This is a genomic window from Arthrobacter sp. HY1533 (genome assembly GCF_027568515.1).
Classification (GTDB): domain Bacteria; phylum Actinomycetota; class Actinomycetes; order Actinomycetales; family Micrococcaceae; genus Specibacter.
In genome coordinates this window covers 144,563-161,751 of sequence record NZ_JANKZF010000001.1, presented here as the reverse complement: position 1 = coordinate 161,751, position 17,189 = coordinate 144,563, and the positions used below count along the sequence as shown (strand labels likewise).

At 65.7% G+C, this 17,189-nt stretch carries 14 protein-coding genes; 5 read left to right on the top strand and 9 right to left on the bottom strand.

Going from position 1 to position 17,189, the window contains the following annotated elements:
- The first annotated feature begins 22 nt into the window (after positions 1–22).
- Positions 23–1,060, top strand: a complete 1,038-nt coding sequence (locus PCK14_RS00805; protein ID WP_269936556.1) for a LacI family DNA-binding transcriptional regulator — start codon at positions 23–25, stop codon at positions 1,058–1,060.
- A gap of 25 nt (positions 1,061–1,085) precedes the next feature.
- On the opposite strand, the gene PCK14_RS00800 is transcribed toward PCK14_RS00805, so the two are convergent.
- The 9 genes from PCK14_RS00800 to PCK14_RS00760 form a co-directional block, all read right to left on the bottom strand.
- On the bottom strand, positions 1,086–1,571 hold the full coding sequence (locus PCK14_RS00800; RefSeq protein ID WP_333474334.1) for an FBP domain-containing protein: 486 nt from the start codon (positions 1,569–1,571) through the stop codon (positions 1,086–1,088).
- Between the two features lie 262 nt (positions 1,572–1,833).
- Positions 1,834–2,574 (bottom strand): SRPBCC family protein, encoded by a 741-nt coding sequence (locus tag PCK14_RS00795; protein ID WP_269936554.1) that lies wholly within the window; start codon positions 2,572–2,574, stop codon positions 1,834–1,836.
- A gap of 10 nt (positions 2,575–2,584) precedes the next feature.
- Positions 2,585–3,448, bottom strand: a complete 864-nt coding sequence (locus PCK14_RS00790; protein ID WP_269936553.1) for an FAD binding domain-containing protein — start codon at positions 3,446–3,448, stop codon at positions 2,585–2,587.
- Complete coding sequence (locus tag PCK14_RS00785) at positions 3,445–5,832, bottom strand: xanthine dehydrogenase family protein molybdopterin-binding subunit (protein WP_269936552.1); 2,388 nt, start codon at positions 5,830–5,832, stop codon at positions 3,445–3,447. The genes PCK14_RS00790 and PCK14_RS00785 overlap by 4 nt, the downstream gene beginning before the upstream one ends.
- Positions 5,829–6,365 carry a (2Fe-2S)-binding protein gene (locus PCK14_RS00780; RefSeq protein ID WP_269936551.1) on the bottom strand — a complete coding sequence of 179 codons (537 nt, stop codon included), beginning with the start codon at positions 6,363–6,365 and terminating at the stop codon, positions 5,829–5,831. Before PCK14_RS00780 ends, PCK14_RS00785 begins: the two co-directional genes overlap by 4 nt.
- 118 nt (positions 6,366–6,483) lie before the next feature.
- Positions 6,484–7,647, bottom strand: a complete 1,164-nt coding sequence (locus tag PCK14_RS00775) for an XdhC family protein (protein WP_269936550.1) — start codon at positions 7,645–7,647, stop codon at positions 6,484–6,486.
- Entirely contained in the window at positions 7,640–8,752 is a 1,113-nt protein-coding gene (locus tag PCK14_RS00770; protein ID WP_269936549.1) for a vWA domain-containing protein, read from the bottom strand. Before PCK14_RS00770 ends, PCK14_RS00775 begins: the two co-directional genes overlap by 8 nt.
- 3 nt (positions 8,753–8,755) lie before the next feature.
- The gene (locus PCK14_RS00765; protein ID WP_269936548.1) at positions 8,756–9,655 is read right to left on the bottom strand and encodes an AAA family ATPase; all 900 of its coding nucleotides are present in this window, start codon (positions 9,653–9,655) and stop codon (positions 8,756–8,758) included.
- Positions 9,656–9,753: 98 nt separating this feature from the next.
- A complete protein-coding gene (locus PCK14_RS00760) occupies positions 9,754–10,815 on the bottom strand; it encodes a LacI family DNA-binding transcriptional regulator (RefSeq protein WP_269936547.1) in 1,062 nt (353 codons plus the stop codon).
- A gap of 275 nt (positions 10,816–11,090) precedes the next feature.
- Here PCK14_RS00760 and PCK14_RS00755 point away from each other — a divergent pair, with 275 nt between their 5' ends.
- From PCK14_RS00755 to PCK14_RS00740, 4 genes are all read left to right on the top strand, one after another.
- Positions 11,091–12,335, top strand: coding sequence for a sugar ABC transporter substrate-binding protein (locus tag PCK14_RS00755; protein ID WP_269936546.1), 1,245 nt, complete (start codon positions 11,091–11,093; stop codon positions 12,333–12,335).
- 51 nt (positions 12,336–12,386) lie between these two features.
- Positions 12,387–13,496, top strand: coding sequence for a carbohydrate ABC transporter permease (locus tag PCK14_RS00750; RefSeq protein WP_269936545.1), 1,110 nt, complete (start codon positions 12,387–12,389; stop codon positions 13,494–13,496).
- A 23-nt stretch (positions 13,497–13,519) separates the two neighbouring features.
- A complete protein-coding gene (locus tag PCK14_RS00745; RefSeq protein ID WP_442864652.1) occupies positions 13,520–14,404 on the top strand; it encodes a carbohydrate ABC transporter permease in 885 nt (294 codons plus the stop codon).
- A 113-nt stretch (positions 14,405–14,517) separates the two neighbouring features.
- The gene (locus PCK14_RS00740; RefSeq protein WP_269936543.1) at positions 14,518–16,527 is read left to right on the top strand and encodes a glycogen debranching N-terminal domain-containing protein; all 2,010 of its coding nucleotides are present in this window, start codon (positions 14,518–14,520) and stop codon (positions 16,525–16,527) included.
- Positions 16,528–17,189 lie beyond the last annotated feature (662 nt).

Sequence of the window (17,189 nt, the reverse complement as noted above, 5' to 3'; positions counted from 1 at the left end):
GGAATCTAGGACAGGGGTGAAGGTGGAAGGGCGCACTAAGAATCGCAGGCCGATCCTGGCAACCGTGGCGGAGCTGGCCGGCGTATCGGTGCCGACCGTGTCAAAGGTCATCAACGGCCGGGTTGACGTGGCGCCGAACACGCGGGCCCGCATTGAAGCGGCGCTGCTGGAGCTGGGCTATGAATCGCCCATGAAGCGCAGGGCCCGTGCCGCCATGCCGCCGGCCGTTGAACTGGTTTTCGGTGGCATGAACGAGGGCTACTCGCTGGAGCTGCTCAAGGGCATGCTGCAGGAGGCCGCCGGTGAAGGTGTGGAGCTTGTCTTGAGCAGCATGGCGCCGGCAAACCTCCACGAGGCGGACCACGAGGAGTGGGCCCGGCGTATGGTGGAGTCGGGGCGTGCCGGGCTGATCCTGGTCACCTCGGAGATGAGTGTGGAGCAGTTGGCCCTTTTCCGGGCCTGGAACATCCCCGTGGTCATCATTGACCCCTACAATCCGCCCGACAGTGGCTTTGCCAGTGTGGGGGCCACCAACTGGGCCGGCGGCAAGGGAGCGGTGGAGCACCTGATTGGCCTTGGCCACCGCAAGATTGCCCACATCGGGGGCCCGGTGGCCGCCGAGTGCAGCGTGGCCCGCCAGCACGGTTACCTGGCAGCTCTCATGGGACACGGCATTGAGGTCCGTGGCGAGTACATGGCCATGGGCTCTTTCTCCAACAGTTTTGGCAGCCAGTGGGCGGCTACGATGCTGGACCTGGACGATCCGCCCACAGCGATTTTCACCGGCAACGACTCCATTGCGATCGGCGTTTTGGGGGAGGCCCAGCGCCGGGGAATCCGCGTGCCGGAGGAGTTGAGTGTTGTGGGCTTCGACGGGACCGCACTGGGCGGGCAGGTTCTGCCCCGGCTGACATCGGTGGCCCAGCCCCTGCAGGAAATGGGCCGGGCCGCGTTGCGCTCGGTGCTGCGGATGTCACGCGGGGAAGCCCTGGACTCGCCCCGCATGGAACTGGCCACGACCCTGGTGGTCAGGGACTCCACGGCCCCGCCGCCCGCCTGAATGGGTGGGCGGCGGCACCTGCCTGCTAGTCGCTGCCGAGCATCATCTTGTCCATGAACGTGCGGACCTGGGCCTGCAGGCCGGCCATGCGCTCGGCCCGTGCCGCCGTGGCATCGAAGCCCACGTAGGCCGGTGGTTCGTGGCGGCGGACGTTGGCCGGGCACTCAAAGCGGGAGCACATCAGCGTTGCAACGGTGTTGCCGTTCCTCCCGGATGCCCCCGAGCGCTTGGCGGTGAAGTAGGCCACGTCATTGGGCAGGGTCACGTCATTGCACCAGGAGCACTGCGCGCGGGAGCGTGTCTTGCCCTCCACCTCTCGGAAAAGGATGCCCCGCGTGGCGCCGTCAACCCAGGCAATGACGTAGCCGAGTGTCTGGTACTTGCGGTCGCGCCAGCCGACGAAGTCGAGGTCTTCCCAATTCAGGGCCTCGAAATTCTCTGGCAGGTTGAGGTTGTTGCGCTCCCGCTGGGAGGCGTTCAGGAAGGAGGATCGAATTTGTTTTTCGGTCATGGGAAGCATGTTGATGTGTCTTTCTGTCCTGCCCGCCCGGGCGCGCGGCCTGGGCGGCTTCAGTGTGGATGGGTCCCGCATATGGGCGCGCAACAGCGCGGGCGGGCAGCAGCCATCAGGGGCCGCTGAGAAATCACTGAGGGATGGCGCTATCTGCCGCCGGCACAAGAAACGCCGGCGACCTCCAAGCACCCAGAGGGCAGAAAGTTCATTGAAAGGAACAACACAAGGACGATTCTATACCTGGGCCCGATGGGCGGGGCTAGCGCTTCTTGCGCCGGCACACCATGACGATGAGGCCAAGGATGGCCAGTGCACCCAGGACTGCCGGGCCGAATCGCCTGGCGAGCACCGCCAGCATTGTGGAGCCCAGGTCCAGTTCAGCGGCTGCAGCGGATGGGCGCGGGGCAACATGCCGGGGCGCCGGGGTCTCGACCACCGGGGTCTCGACAGGCTCGACCACCGTGACCCCTGGGGTCTCGCTCCCCACCCCAACCTCGCCAGCTCGGCCGGGGACCCCTGGGGTCTCGACAGGCTCGACCACCGGCCCAGGCTCGACCACCGGTTCCGCCTTGCCGATGACACACTGCACGAACTGCTCCAGCAGCTTGTCCGAGATGTCCTGGATGACGCCGCGGCCAAACTGTGCCGGCTTGCCCGTGACATTCATGTCGGTGGACACCTCAACTGTGGTGCCGCCATCGCCAGCCGTGAGCACAGCCGTGACAGTGGCACCGGCCGTGCCGTTTCCGCGCTTGTCCTTGCCCTGCGCCTCGATGACGACGGTGTGCGTGGCCTCATCGCGCGTCAGGAACGTCCCGGTCCCCGCGTAGAGCATGGCGATGGGGCCAAGCTTGATCTTGACCGTGCCCGTGAACGTGTCGCCGTCAACCCCGGTCAGGGTTGCGCCGGGAAAGCAGGGGGCAATCTCTTCCAGCTGGTTGAAAGAGCGCCACGTGTCCTCCAGCGGCGTGGGGACGGTGAACTGGTGTTTGAGTTCCATTGGCTTCCCCTCAGAGTCCGGCCGCAGCCATGACCGCGCGCTTGGCCACAACGGTCACAAGGTGGCGCCGGTAGTCGGCGTCGCCATTGAGGTCGCTGGCGGGCTCGGTCCCCTCGGCGGCATGGGCGCAGGCCGCGGCGATGGCAGTTGCATCCAGTGCGCAGCCGGCCAGCGCCGCCTCGGTGGAGGTGGCACGCAACGGGGTGCTGGCCATGTTGGTCAGGCCCACGCGTGCCTCGGCAATGACCCCGCCCTCAACGCGGACCATGGCCGCCACGGCCACAATTGACCACTGCTGGGCCACCCGCGTGAACTTGCCGTAGTGCGATCCCCAACCCGTGTACTTGGGCACCGTGATGCTCGTGAGGATCTCCCCTTCCTCCACAGCCGTGGTGAAGTAGCCCTGGAAGAAGTCAGCGGCCGCCACGGACCGGTTTCCGTTGGGCCCGGCCAGGTTGAACACAGCCTCCACGGCAAGGGCAGGTGCAGGCATGTCGCCGGCCGGGTCCGCGTGGACCAGGGCGCCGCCGAACGTGCCGCGGTGGCGGACCTGGGGGTCGGCCACGGTGGCCGCGGCCTGCGCCAGCAGGGGCACGTGTGCCGCCACCAGGGGGTCAGTTGCCACGACGTGGTGCGGGGTCATGGCACCAATGGTGAGGCTGGCGCCGTCGTCCGTGATGCCGGACAGGCCGGGGATCCGTCCCAGGTCAACCACCAGGGAGGGGTCTGCCATGCGCAGCTTCATGACGGGGATCAGGCTTTGGCCTCCGGCCAGAAGCTTGACGTCGTCGCCCGCGGATTCGGCGCCGGCCAGCAGGCCCAGCGCCTCCTCCACGGTTGTGGGCGCGGCGTAGTCGAATTGGCTCGGGATCATGCTGCACCTCCGGTGGTCTTGGCTTCCTGCAGGGCATGCCACACGCGTGCGGGCGTGCACGGCATCTTGATGTCCTTGACACCGAGGTGGCGCACGGCGTCGATCACGCCGTTGACAATGGCGGGGGTGGAGGCGATGGTGCCTGCCTCGCCCACGCCCTTGGCGCCCAACTGGTTGGTGGTCGACGGCGTCTCGGTGCGGCCCGTGATGTAGTGCGGCAGGTCCGCGGCGCTCGGGACAAGGTAGTCCACGAACGAGCCCGAGACCAGGGTTCCGGCGTCGTCGTACACGGCCTCTTCAAAAAGCGCCTGGGCGATGCCCTGGGCCAGGCCGCCGTGCACCTGCCCCTCGACGATCATGGGGTTGACCACCACGCCGATGTCATCCACGCACACGTACTTGCGGATGGTCACGGCCCCTGTTTCGGTGTCCACCTCGATGGCCGCAAGGTGCGTACCGTGGGGGTAGGAGAAGTTCACGGGGTCGTAGGTGGCCTCGGAGTCCAGGTTGGGCTCCATGCCGTCGGGCAGGTTGTGCGCGGAGAACACGGCGAAGGCGATCTCCCCGAAGGAGGTGGACGTCTCAGTGCCCTTGACGCTGAAGGAGCCGTTGGCAAACTCGAGGTCGTCCTCGCTGGCCTCCATGATGTGTGCGGCAACGGCACGGGCCTTCTCAATGACCTTGTCCGCCGCGGCCAGCACTGCCATGCCGCCCACGGCCAGTGAGCGTGAGCCGTAGGTGTCCAGGCCGCGCTGCGCAACCTGCGTGTCGCCGTGCAGCACCTCCACGTTTTCGAACGGCACGCCCAGCCGGTCGGCGACCAGCTGGCTCCAGGCCGTCTCGTGTCCCTGCCCGTGCGCCGAGGAACCCGTCACGACTTCCACGTTGCCCGTGGGCAGCACCCGCACCTGGGCGTGTTCCCAGCCGCCGGCCGCGTAGCTCAGCGCACCAAGCACGCGTGACGGGGCCAGACCGCACATTTCAGTGAACGTGGAGATGCCGATGCCCAGCTGGACGGGGTCGTTGCTGTCGCGGCGCAGTTTCTGTTCGGCGCGCAGCTCCTCATAGCCGAACAGGCTCAGGGCCTTCTCGGTGGCGGCCTCGTAGTTGCCGGTGTCGTACTCCAGCCCGGCCACCGTGGTGAACGGGAACTCGGTGTGCTTGATCCAGTTCTTCTCCCGCAGCTCCAGCGGGTCCATGCCCAGCTCCACGGCGAGCTCGTCCATCATCCGCTCAATGGCGAACGTGGCTTCCGGCCGCCCGGCACCGCGGTAGGCGTCCGTCCAGGCCTTGTTGGTGAAGATGTTGTGGCACTCGAAGTGGTAGGCCGGGAACTTGTAGATGGAGTTGTACATGAACGCACCCAGGACCGGGATGCCGGAGGTGATCAGGCCCAGGTAGGCGCCCATGTCCGCCAGCAGGTCCACGTGCAGTCCCGTGACAATGCCGTCCTTGGTGGCGCCGATCTTCAGCCGCTGCACCTGTGCCCGGCCGTGGTGGGCCACCTGCAGCGATTCGCTGCGTGTCTCGGTGAACTTGCAGGGCTTGCCCATGCGCCGGGCGGCCACCACCGTGATGATTTCCTCCGGCGTGACCTGCAGCTTGCCGCCAAAGCCGCCGCCGACGTCGGGTGCGATCACGCGGACCTTGCTCTCCGGGATGCCCAGCGTCAGGGCCAGCATGAGGCGCAGGATGTGCGGGATCTGGGTGGCGCTCCACATGGTGATCTGCTCGCCCGTGGGGTCCACAACCGTGGAGCGGGGCTCCATGAAGGCGGGGATCAGGCGCTGCTGGTACAGGGTCCGTTCCACGACCACGTCGGAGTTGGCCAGCGCCTCCGCGATGGCCGTGCCGGTGCCGGCATCGCCGGAGTCGAAAACCCAGGTGGCCGACTTGTTGGATGCCAGGCTGGTGTGGGCCAGGATCTTGTCCGTTGCGGCTTCCTCGAGGTCCATGACCACGGGAAGTTCGCTGTAATCCACGTCCACAAGTTCGACGGCGTCGCGGGCTGCGGCGGCGCTGCGGGCAATCACCACTGCGACAATCTCGCCCGCGAAGGCCACCTCCTCCACGGCGATGGCCGGGTGGTCGGGCGCCTTCTGATCCGGCGTGACCGGCCAGGCGTTGGGCAGCGAGCCTTGTTCGCCGGCCACGTCGGCACCCGTCAGCACGGCAAAGACGCCGGGGGAGGCCAGTGCGGCCGAGGTGTCAATCGCGGTGATCTTCGCGTGGGCGAAGGGGCTGCGCACCATGGCCAGGTGCATCATGCCCGGCAGCACCATGTTGTCAGTGAACCGGGAGCGGCCCGTGATGAGGTGGGCGTCCTCCTTGCGCAGCCGGGCCGAGCCCACCTCCGCGCGCTTGCCTTCTGCCGTGGCGGTCATTTCACACCCGCCGTTTCACCGTCTGTGAGGGATTCCGAGACAGAGAGTCCGGAATCGCCGTATTCCACGCCGTCCGCAACGCTCTTCACGGCCGCCACAATGTTTTGGTAGCCCGTGCAGCGGCAGAGGTTCCCCTCAAGCCCTTCCCGGATTTCAGTCTCGGTGGGGTGCGGATTCTCCTTGAGCAGCGAGGCCGACTGCATGATCATGCCCGGGGTGCAGAAGCCGCATTGCAGTGCGTGGCACTGGTGGAAGGCCTCCTGCAGCGGGGCGAGCTTGCCGTCCTGGGCCATGCCTTCAATCGTGGTGACCTGGTGCCCGTCGGCCTGCACGGCAAACATGGTGCACGATTTCACGCTGGCCCCGTCGAGGTGCACGGTGCAGGCCCCGCAATTGGTGGTGTCGCAGCCAATCACGGTGCCGGTCTTGCCCAGCCGCTCGCGAAGGTACTGGACCAGCAAAAGCCGGGGTTCGACGTCGTCCGTGTAGCTGACGCCGTCAACTTCGACGGTGATGGATGTGGAACTCGCCATTGAGATCTCCCTATATTCCATGGAGAAACGGCGCCACAGCCGCACCTCCAGCCCATGATGTGGCCCACGCTACATGATGGGGCAGGGGATAGTTAGGGCTCCTGCCAATGCTTCCGCATTAGAGTGCCGAAGCGCTGCTTTCATCCTCATGTGCGGCGTCGGCGACGGGAACGTGGTGTATCCGCACGTCCATTTCACTGAGCCGGGAGCCCTTGCCGCCCCACCGCAGGGCAATGATTTCGGCCGCAATGGACACCGCAGTCTCCTCTGGCGTGCGCGAGCCCAGGTCCAGGCCGATGGGGCTGGAGAGCCGTTCAAGCTCTGCGTCGGTTAGGCCCGCCTCGCGCAGCCTGTCCATGCGGTCGTTGTGGGTCTTGCGCGATCCCATGGCCCCCACATAGGCCAGTTCGTGCCGCAGGGCGAGCTCCAGCAGCGGGACATCGAACTTGGGGTCGTGCGTGAGGACGCAGACCACTGTCCGGGGGTCGACGAGGTCGGCGTCCAGCTGGGCCTTGAGGTACCGGTGCGGCCACTCCACCACCACCTCGTCGGCCACGGGGAAGCGGGCCTTCGTGGCGAAGACGGCCCGGGCGTCGCAGACCGTGACCCGGTAGCCCAGGAAGCTGCCCTGCCTGGCGACTGCGGCAGCGAAGTCAATGGCCCCGAACACCAGCATGCGCGGCTGCGGGGCGAAGCTGGCCACAAACACCCGCATGCCGTCGCCGCGGCGTTCGCCGTCCGGGCCGTACATGAGGGTGGTGTTGCGCCCGGCGGCCAGCAGTCCAACGGCATCGTCGCTGACGGCGTCGTCGGCGCGGGCGCTGCCCAGTGTGCCCTCGAAGCCGTCCGGCCGGACCACCAGGTGCCGGCCCAGCCAGGCCGGATCCGGATGCTCGATGACAGTCACCACTGCCACGGGACGGCCGGCGTCCACGTCGGCAGCCATGGCAGGCAGCTCCGGGAATGTCTTGCTGGACACGGCCTCCACGAACACGTCGATGATGCCCCCGCAAGTCAGGCCCACCTCGAAGGCGTCGTCGTCGCTGATGCCGTAGCGCTGCAGCACGGGGGAGCCTTCCGCAGCCACCTCGGTGGCCAGTCCGTACAACGCGCCCTCCACGCACCCGCCGGACACCGACCCCACAGCCTGCCCGCCGGCGTCGACCATCATGGAAGCGCCGGCCGGACGGGGCGCCGAACGGAAGGTGCGCACCACCGTGCCCAGCCCCACCGTGTGCCCGGCCTGGATCGCGTCCAGCAAATCCTTCAACACTTCACGCATTGCCAATCACACCCAACAACTCCTCGAAGCTCGTCAACGAGTGGCCCGCCACAAAGTGGTCAACGTGCGGCAGGACGGCCCTGATTCCCTGCTGCACCGGCTCATAGCCATCCTTGCCGCGGTGCGGATTGGCCCAGATGACTCGCCGGGCCACATGGTGCAGCCGCTCCGCCTGCCGGCCCAGGAGCGCCGCGTCCCCGCGTTCCCAGCCGTCGCTGGCCACCACCACGACGGCGGACCTCGCCACGGCGCGCTGCCCCCACCTGTCGTTGAATGCGCGCAGGGCCTCGCACAGCCGGGTGCCGCCGGACCAGTCGGGGACAGTGCGGCCGGCCTGGGCCAGGGCGTCGTCGGCGTCGGGCAGCTTCAAGGCTGGTGTCACCCGGGTGAGGCGGGTGCCGAGGGTGAACACCTCCACGTTGTGCGGGGCTTGCTGGACCACGCGGTGTGCCAGCCGGAGGAGGCTGTCGGCGTAGGGCGCCATGGAACCGGAGACGTCGATCAGCCACACGGTCCGGCGCGGTTTTCTCGGTGCCTTGGCGTGCCGCAACGGCCCCGGCTCCCCGCCGCGGCGAAGCTGTTGCCGCAGGGTGCGGACACGGTCGATGCTGCCCTTGCTGGCGGGCTGCGGGCGCCTGCCCCGACGCGTGGGGATCTTGACTGCCAGTTCTGAGAACATCTGGTTGAGCAGGGCCCGCTCGGCAGAGTCCAGGGTGGCAATGTCGCGGTGGCGCAGCAGCTCCTTTTGGCTGGCCATGGCCCGCAGCGCCTCCCGCTCCGCGCCGCCTTCACCACCTGCGTCGGCGTCGTCGAGCGCGGCGGCCCTGACGGTTGTTGCAGCTCCCTGTGGTGGTGCCGCGCCGGTGTGTGCCGGGGCAAACCAGGCCTCAAAAGTCCTTTGGTAGGCATCCAAGTCCTCGGGGGCGGCGCAAAGCGTGGCGCGGCCTGCCCAAAAAACGTTGGAGCGGTTGTCCATATTCAGGCGGGACACGGCATCAACAAAACTACCGGAACGGTCCGCGGTGACCTTCACTCCGGCGGCCCGAACGGCGGCAGCGAAGCCGAGCAGGATCGCCTCGGGCGGATGCACAGTTGCCTGCACCATGGTTCAGCCCAGAATCCTGGCCAGCACGGCCTGCACCCGTGCGGTGTCCTCGCGGTATTTGCATAGCGCGCCAATGCTGGCCGCCGCCGATTCGAGGTCGAGCTCCGGGCGCCCGAGCAGTTGCAGCGCCCGCGCCCAGTCGAGGGTTTCAGCGACGCCGGGTGGCTTCATGACGTCATTGGTGGCGCGGATCTGTTGCACGGCCTGCACCACTTGGCTGGCCAGGACCTCCGGGACGCCCGGCAGCCGGGTCCGCACGATTTCCACTTCGCGGGCCAGTCCGGGGTGGTCGATCCAGTGGTACAGGCAGCGGCGTTTCAGCGCGTCGTGGAGGTCGCGGGTGCGGTTGGACGTCAGCACCACCAGCGGCGGAACGGCGGCCTTGACCGTACCGAACTCGGGGATGGAAACCTGGTAGTTGGAGAGGACCTCGAGCAGGAATGCCTCGAATTCGTCGTCCGCCCGGTCAATCTCGTCGATCAGCAGCACGGCGGGGCTTTGCTGCAGAGCCTTCAGGACTGGCCTGGCCAACAGGAAGCGCTCGTCGTAGAGCGAATTCTCCAGCTTTTGGGTGTCCAAGTTGCCGCCGGCGGCTTCCACGCTGCGCAGGTGCAGGATCTGGGCCGTGAAGTCCCAGTCGTACAGGGCCTGGGTGGCGTCGATGCCCTCGTAGCACTGGAGCCTGATGAGCGGCAGCTGGTAGGCCTCTGCCAGCGCCTCGGCCATGGAGGTCTTGCCGGTGCCGGGCTCGCCTTCGAGCAGGAGCGGGCGGGACATGGCCATGGCAAGGTAGGCCACGGTGGCCAGGCCCTCGTCGGCGAGGTAGCCGGTTTCGGCCAGCTTGGCGGCCAGCTCGGCTGCGGAAGCTGGGGAGGCAAGAGGGCCTGCGGACGTCGTCGTCATGCCCCCAGCATAGGACCCCGCGTCAACGCACCCGTATTCGTTCGCCGGTCAGACCCTGATGAGGGGGAGATCTACGATGTCACGGGACAGGTGAAGGGTCAGGGTGCCAGGGTGCGGGCCAGCCACTGCCCGTCACGCGGAACCAGGCGTGGCTGGATCAGCCGGTGCCTGGCCGGCCCATCTACTCCGTCCGCCGTCTTTGCCGTGGGCGGGCTGCAGGCATCTGAGATGAGTTCCAGGACGGACGCAGCCACTTCCTCGAGGGGCTGTTCAACACTGGAGAAGCCAAGTGCGGCGGCCGTGGGGGTGTTGTCATAGCCGCAGACGGGGACGGAGCCGGCAGAGGCGAGAATGGCACCCAAGGCAAGGGAATCGCTCGCGCAGACAACGGCGTCGATGGTGCCCGGACGGGACATCAGCTCCACCATCGCCGCTTCGCCATTGCTGACCGAATCCATGGCAGTGGTTTCCAGGGCTTCAATGCTGGCCGTGTCCATGCCGGTTTCCTTGTGCATGGCGTCAAACCAGCCCCGGCGGCGGTCATCGCCCGTGCCGGAGGGGCTTGGCCAGCCAATGTAGGCTACCCGGCTGCGTCCGTTGACAAGGTGGTGCATGGTGGCCGCGTGCAGTCCCGAATAGCCGTCCACATCAACCCAGGGGTGTTTTTGGTTGTTCATGTCGTCCACGCCCCAAGGCCGCCCGAACGTGACGAACGGGTGCCCGTTCTCGATGAGCCAGGTGGTGCGGGGGTCGTTGTGGAACGTGGATGTCAGAACAAAGGCGTCCACGTCGGCGCTGTCCCGCAGCCGGCGGAACTGTGCAATTTCGTCCTCGGGGCCGGTGGCCGTGAACAGTAGGATCCGCAGGCCCCTCTTGTCGGCCTGTTCGGTCAGGGCGTGCAGGAACCGGTCCAGTACGGCACCGGAAATCCCGTTGAGGGCAGGGTCCAGGCGGACCCCGATGGTTGAACTCTTGTGGGTTCTCAGGCGCCTTGCGGAGGCGTGCGGACGGTAGCCGAGTTCCGCGATGGCGCGGTTGACCCGTTCCAGGGTGGCCGGCTTGACGATCGAGGGGGAGTTGATGGCGTTGGACACCGTTTGCCGGGACACCAGTGCCGCACGGGCTACGTCCTCAATGGTGGGAAGAGTGCTGGATGCCACCGGAACCTCCTTCTTGATCGTTCAAATGCTTGTCCATTCCACTATGCCACGACTGGCATGAAAGTTAGGTGGTTGACTAATCGGTCACAGTCCGGGTAGTTTTGAGGCATCCATTTGATCGTTCAAATTTCTACTATGTTGTCCCGAATTTGAACGTTCAAATTTGGGCAATGACCTGGCTCTGCAACTGCAGGACATGCACAGCCACTCACAGAGCACGTCGGCCACCGCCACACGGCGCCAGGCCTCAAGACGCAGAATTGAAGGAGAGAAACATGCAAAGAAGCAAGTCTCGCTGTTTGTTGGGCGCCGGAATCCTTACGGTGGGCGCGCTCATGTTGACCGGCTGCGGGGGATCGAACTTTGACGATCCCAAGGGCGCCGGTAGCGATTCACAGAAGATCACCGTCATGATCGGCTCCTCCGGCGATGCGGAAACCCAGGCTGTAACGGCAGCTGTTGCCGGATGGGCTGCCGACACCGGTGTTGATGCGAGTGTGGTTGCCGCCTCTGACCTGAACCAGCAGTTGAGCCAGGGCTTTGCCTCGGGAAAGCCTGCCGATGTGTTCTATGTGTCCACCGAATCCTTGGCCGGCTACGCGTCCAACGGATCCCTGTATGCCTACGGTGACCAGCTGCCCCACAAGGACGACTTCTATCCTTCCCTGGTGGAATCGTTTACCTATGACGGTCAGTTCTACTGCGCCCCGAAGGACTTCTCCACGCTGGGCTTGGTTATCAACACAGAGATGTGGGAGGCCGCTGGCCTGGGCGATGCAGACATCCCCAAGAATTGGGAGCAGCTGACCACCATTGCTGCGAAGTTGACCACGGCTGACCACGTGGGCCTGGCTTTCTCGCCGGAATACGCCCGCGTAGGTGCTTTCATGGTGCAGGCAGGCGGAACCCTGCTGAACGCCGACCAGACCAAGGCCACCGTGGACAGCAAGGAAAACCTTGCCGGCCTGGACTACGTCCAGTCGCTGCTGAAGTCCGGCAGTGCCAAGTTCACCACAGACCTTGGCGCGGGATGGGGCGGCGAGGCCTTTGGCAAGGGCCAGGCAGCCATGACCATCGAGGGAAACTGGATCACCGGCGCCATGAGCGCAGACTTCCCGGCTATCTCCTACAAGGTCGCTGAACTGCCAGCCGGTCCGGAGGGCAAAGGGACGTTGCAGTTCACCAACTGCTGGGGCGTCGCCGCAGACAGCCCCAACAAGGATGAGGCCGTGAAGCTGGTCGAAAAGCTGACTGGCACCGAGCAGCAGCTGAAATTCGCCAAGGCATTTGGCGTCATGCCTTCCGTGGAGTCCGCTGCTGGGCAGTGGAAGGCCGCCAACCCGGCCAATGCCCCCTTCCTTGATGGCGTCACCAACGCCAAGGGCATTCCGTCGCTGAAGGGCGCCGCCGATGTCATCGCCGACTTCACCTCCCAGCTGGAGTCCCTGGCAAAGTCGGATCCGGCCAAGATCCTCTCCGCCACGCAGAAAAACATGGAAGCCGCAGTTTCCGGCAAGTAGTGCCGCCCCTTCAACCGAACGAAACACCCCTTCGTTGAACTAAGGAATTTCATGACCACAGCAACCGAAACGGCGCCAAAGAAGGCCCCGCCGGTGACCCAGAAGCGCCGCCCCCGAGACACTGTTGCCGGCTGGCTGTTCACCGGGCCAATGCTCATCATTCTTGGCCTGTTTCTGGTGGTCCCCGTGGGGATGGCCCTGTGGGTGAGCTTTTCCGATTGGACGGGCAGGGGCAGCCCGTTCGCCTCAACTGTTTCCTTCATTGGCATGGACAACTACAAGGAGCTGTTGGCAGGGGGAGGGCTGGCGGAGCGGGACTTCGGCATGTCACTGCGCAACAACGCCTGGTACGTGGTGCTCGTGGTTCCGGTGCAGACCATCGTGGCCATCGTGTTGGCCGTGCTCGTCAACCGTCAGGTCCTGAAGGGCCGCGGCTTCTTCCGCACGGCCTTCTACTTCCCGTCGGTGACCAGCTCGGTCGCCATCACAGTCATCTGGCTCTTCCTCTTCGGGGCCACGGGTGCCGTGAACAAGGTGCTCTCCTACCTGGGCATCCATGGTCCCAGCTGGTTCCAGGATCCATCGGGCATCCTCCACAACGGGCTGCACGCCGTCGGCATCACCGAGGGCCCCGCATTTCTGGTGGACACCACGGTTCTCGGCCTGCCCCTCTGGGACTGGCTGGCCGGGCCGTCGGTGGCCATGACGGCCTTCATCTTCATGGCGGTGTTCACCACCAGCGGCACCTTCATGCTGCTCTTCATCGCAGCACTGCAAAACCTGAGCGGCGAGGTCCACGAGGCTGCCATGATCGACGGCGCCAACGGCTGGCAGCGGTTTTGGCAGGTCACACTCCCGCAACTGCGCCCAACGCTTTTTACGGTCCTCACCCTGGGCCTGATCGGCACATGGCAGGTCTTTGACCAGATCTACACCGGAACCCAGGGTGGACCGGGCAAGACCACGCTCACGCCCGCCTACCTGTCCTACACCTCAGCCTTCGAAAGCCAGCAATGGGGCCGCGGCGCAGCCATTGCCTTTGTCTTGTTCATCATCATCGTCCTTTTCACCCTTCTTCAACGCTGGGTTCTTCGTGAACGGCCGGTCTCACGCCGGCACCGGCGCATGTACGGAACACCGTCCAAGGGAGACCACTCATGAGCGCCACCCCGGTCATAGCTGAAATGCCCGCCACCGCCGGCGGAACCCAGGCATCCGCCCGGCAGCCCAAGCGCCGCAGCCGGCTGTTCCTCTCCAGCACCTCGCTGCTGTATGCAGTCCTGATTGCCATTGCCGTCATTTACATTGCCCCGTTCCTGATCAGCATCGCCACCTCCTTCAAGTCCGACGCCGAAGCTGCCTCAGATCCGCTGGCACTAGTACCGTCGACGTGGACCACGGCGGCCTATGGCAAGCTGTTCCTGAACTCTGACTTTCCCACCTGGTTTACCAACTCCGTCGTCGTCACCGTGTTCGTCACTGCGGGGCGGGTGTTCCTGAATTCCTTGGCGGGCTACGCCTTGGCGCGGCTGGATTTCAAGGGCCGCAACGTGATCTTTGCTGCCCTGGTGGCTGTCATGGCAGTGCCCGGCGTGGTCTTGCTGATCCCCAAATTCCTGGTCATCAACCAAATGGGGATTTACGACAGCTACGCGGGAATGATCATCCCGCTCTTGATGGACGCCGCCGGAGTCTTCATCATGAAGAACTTCTTTGAATCAATCCCGGCCAGCGTGGAGGAACAGGCCCGCGTGGACGGTGCCGGAACATTCCGTGTTTTTTGGTCCATCGTGCTGCCCATGGCCGCACCGGCCCTGGTCACCCTTGTGATCCTGTCGTTCCAGGGCTCGTGGAATGAACTCTCACACTTCATCATCTCCACCCAGTCGCCTGAACTGACAACCCTCACCAAGGGGGTGGCCTCGCTCGCCTCGGGTCAGCTGAGCCAAGGCACGCAGTATCCACTCAAGCTTGCCGCGGCCGCACTGATGACAATCCCCGTCGCCGTCGTGTTCTTTGTCTTCCAAAAGCGCATCATGAACTCCAGCGCCGGCGCCGTCAAGGAATAGCCGCACGGCGGCGAAAGCAGTTTTGCCGATTCCCGGCATCAAGCATGACCAGCGGGCCAGCGGAGTATCTGGCCGGTCCGCCAACAACCACCACCTCTGAGGAGATCTTCCCCATGTCCAAATTCCTGCAGCCACTTCTCCACGAAGCAATTGTGGTGCTCGCCGCACCCACCCAAGTCTGGTCCGCGGCGGATGGCCGTATGAACAGCGGCATCCACGGGGTGTATCACTCTGACAATCGGGTGCTTTCCTCCTACACGTTGACTGTGGGCGGAACCGCCCCGGAACCCATCTCCCAGGACAGCGTTTCGGCCTCTGCCGCACGGTTTGTTGCCCTGGCACGAAACATCGACGACGCCAGCGCCGATCCGCGGGTCCGCGTGGAAACCCTGCGCGAGGTGTCCGCGGGCCGGATGGGCGAAACCATCACCATCCGCTCCACGCTGAATGAACCGATCACCACATCCTTGCTGCTCAGCCTTGCCGCCGACTTTGCCGACATGCAGACCGTCAAGGCCGGCATGGCGGGAGACTCTGAATCAGAGCCCATTTTGGCCACGTATGAAGCCGGTACCCTGGTCCTGAGCCAAGGATCGGTGAAGGCCTCTGTGTCGGCTCCCGGTGCCGCCCTGGACACTAGCGCCGACGGAGGGAACATCACACTCGCCTGGGATGTCACCGTTCCGGCCAAGTCCGAGTTGGCAGTGTCCTGGTCGGTGGACCTGGCCGACTCCGCCGCCGTCGTCCGCGGCGCCTCTGCTGTGCCGCAGTGGCAGGGCGTTTCCGTGACGTCGGGGGACAGCCGCGTCAGCCGCTGGGTTGAGCGTGCCGTGGACGATCTGGGTGCCCTGCGGATGAGCACCACAGCGCATCCCGATGAGACGTTCCTTGGCGCGGGTGCGCCGTGGTTCTTCACCCTCTTTGGCCGCGATTCCATCATTTCTGCACGCATGCTGTTGCCACTGGGCACCGAACTTGCCGCCTCAACACTGCGCATTCTGGCACAGCTGCAAGGGACAAAGTCGGTCAACGAGACGGCCGAGCAACCGGGCAAGATCATGCACGAACTTCGTCCCAAGCAGCTGGTGATTCCCGGCGAAGACGTTTCCCTGCCGCCGCTGTACTACGGCACCGTCGATGCCACGGCGCTGTGGGTGTGCCTGCTCGTGGACGCGTGGCGCTGGGGCATGCCGGAGGAAGAAGTCAAGGAACTCCTGCCGAACATGCTCGCCGCCCTGAACTGGATGCGCACCGACGGCGACAGCGACGGCGACGGTTTCCTTGAGTACGCTGACCTGACCGGCCACGGGCTGGCCAACCAGGGTTGGAAGGATTCCGGAGATTCCGTCCAGTGGCGCGACGGCCGGCTTGCCGAAGGCCCCATCGCACTGTGCGAGGTCCAGGCCTACGCCTTCGAGGCGGCCTCCGGTGCTGCTGAGCTGATGGATCACTTCGGCCTGGAGGGTTCCGACGAGTGGCGCCACTACGCAGCCGGCCTGGCCGTCCGATTCCGCGAGCAGTTCTGGATTCCTTCGCCCGACGGCGCCTACCCGGCCATCGCACTGGACGCCAACAAGCGCCCGGTCGACACCGTCACCAGCAACATCGGCCACCTGCTGGGCACCGGCCTGTTGAACGCGGGGGAGGAGGCGCTCATCGCCGCCCGCCTGGTCTCGCCCGAGTTGAACTCCGGATTCGGACTGCGCACCATGTCCACTGATTCGGCCGGCTTCTGGCCGCTGAGCTACCACGGTGGATCAGTTTGGGCGCACGATACTGCCATCGCCATCCAGGGCCTGACCCGTGCCGGGTTCCGCGCGGAAGCTGCAGAGCTGAGCCGCGGGCTGCTGTCGGCCGCCGAAGCGTTTGACTACCGGATCCCCGAGCTGCACTCCGGTGACGCCCGCGCGGACGCCTCGGTTCCCGCACCTTACCCGGCTGCTTGCCGCCCGCAGGCATGGTCGGCGGCGTCGGCCATCGCCGTTCTTGCCTCGGCCTTGGACCTCCGACCGTCCAGGGCGGACGGAACCTTGCAGTCAGCGGACAGCAGCGAACTGGGCGTGCTGACGGTCACCGGCCTCCGTGTGGGCGGAAACGTGGCCGCAGCCGTCCAGGTGCGCTGATTCGCCGTTGAGGACCTAGGGTTCGGCGTGGTCTTCCATGGACGACGCCGGACACCTCCACCATGTTCGGCCCGCCACTTTGTCCTTCCCGGCAATGGCGGGCCGAACGTGCCTCTGGCCCTGGCTGATGGATCCCAAGCTGCCTGTCATCCGCTGATGGCTCGGGCGTGCGACGACCAAACGTTTGAGGTCCATCAGGTGTTGGTGGGCATCTAACCTGCGATTGTCGGAGCCAGAAGACTGGCTTCGTAGGGACGGAATTCCTGTCCCGCATAGGGCCCCTTCTCCGGGCACTTGTGCGGACGGGTCTTATGGGACGGTGTCAGCCTATAGTTCGCAGCGATCGAGCTTTTTGGCCGATGTGTCCGGTGGGGGACCGGCTTACGGGACACATTGGCACGCTCTGTGTGGGACACCCCTTGCGGCAGTGTCGGGGGGGGGGGGGGGGGGGGCGCCCCCCCCCCCCCGCCCCCCTGGCAGGGGCGAAGACCCGCGGAGGGGCCCCCGGGTGGGGGGGGGGGGGGGGGGGGGGGGGCCCCCCCCCCCCCCCCCCCCCCGACCCTGGTCATGTCCCTATGCCCGGAGTCCTGGTTCTGCCGACATGAATCGCACGAAAAAACATACGGCTGAAGTAGTGCCAGAAGGCAGGACGACCTGTAATG

What these genes read in the sequence shown, in the direction of transcription:
- PCK14_RS00775 (WP_269936550.1), bottom strand. Translation starts at nt 7,647, where the DNA reads ATGCGTGAAGTGTTGAAGGATTTGCTGGACGCGATCCAGGCCGGGCAC.
- PCK14_RS00790 (WP_269936553.1), bottom strand. Translation starts at nt 3,448, where the DNA reads ATGATCCCGAGCCAATTCGACTACGCCGCGCCCACAACCGTGGAGGAG.
- PCK14_RS00745 (WP_442864652.1), top strand. Translation starts at nt 13,520, where the DNA reads ATGCCCGCCACCGCCGGCGGAACCCAGGCATCCGCCCGGCAGCCCAAG.
- PCK14_RS00740 (WP_269936543.1), top strand. Translation starts at nt 14,518, where the DNA reads ATGTCCAAATTCCTGCAGCCACTTCTCCACGAAGCAATTGTGGTGCTC.
- PCK14_RS00765 (WP_269936548.1), bottom strand. Translation starts at nt 9,655, where the DNA reads ATGACGACGACGTCCGCAGGCCCTCTTGCCTCCCCAGCTTCCGCAGCC.
- PCK14_RS00785 (WP_269936552.1), bottom strand. Translation starts at nt 5,832, where the DNA reads ATGACCGCCACGGCAGAAGGCAAGCGCGCGGAGGTGGGCTCGGCCCGG.
- PCK14_RS00770 (WP_269936549.1), bottom strand. Translation starts at nt 8,752, where the DNA reads ATGGTGCAGGCAACTGTGCATCCGCCCGAGGCGATCCTGCTCGGCTTC.
- PCK14_RS00780 (WP_269936551.1), bottom strand. Translation starts at nt 6,365, where the DNA reads ATGGCGAGTTCCACATCCATCACCGTCGAAGTTGACGGCGTCAGCTAC.
- PCK14_RS00795 (WP_269936554.1), bottom strand. Translation starts at nt 2,574, where the DNA reads ATGGAACTCAAACACCAGTTCACCGTCCCCACGCCGCTGGAGGACACG.
- PCK14_RS00800 (WP_333474334.1), bottom strand. Translation starts at nt 1,571, where the DNA reads ATGACCGAAAAACAAATTCGATCCTCCTTCCTGAACGCCTCCCAGCGG.
- PCK14_RS00755 (WP_269936546.1), top strand. Translation starts at nt 11,091, where the DNA reads ATGCAAAGAAGCAAGTCTCGCTGTTTGTTGGGCGCCGGAATCCTTACG.
- PCK14_RS00750 (WP_269936545.1), top strand. Translation starts at nt 12,387, where the DNA reads ATGACCACAGCAACCGAAACGGCGCCAAAGAAGGCCCCGCCGGTGACC.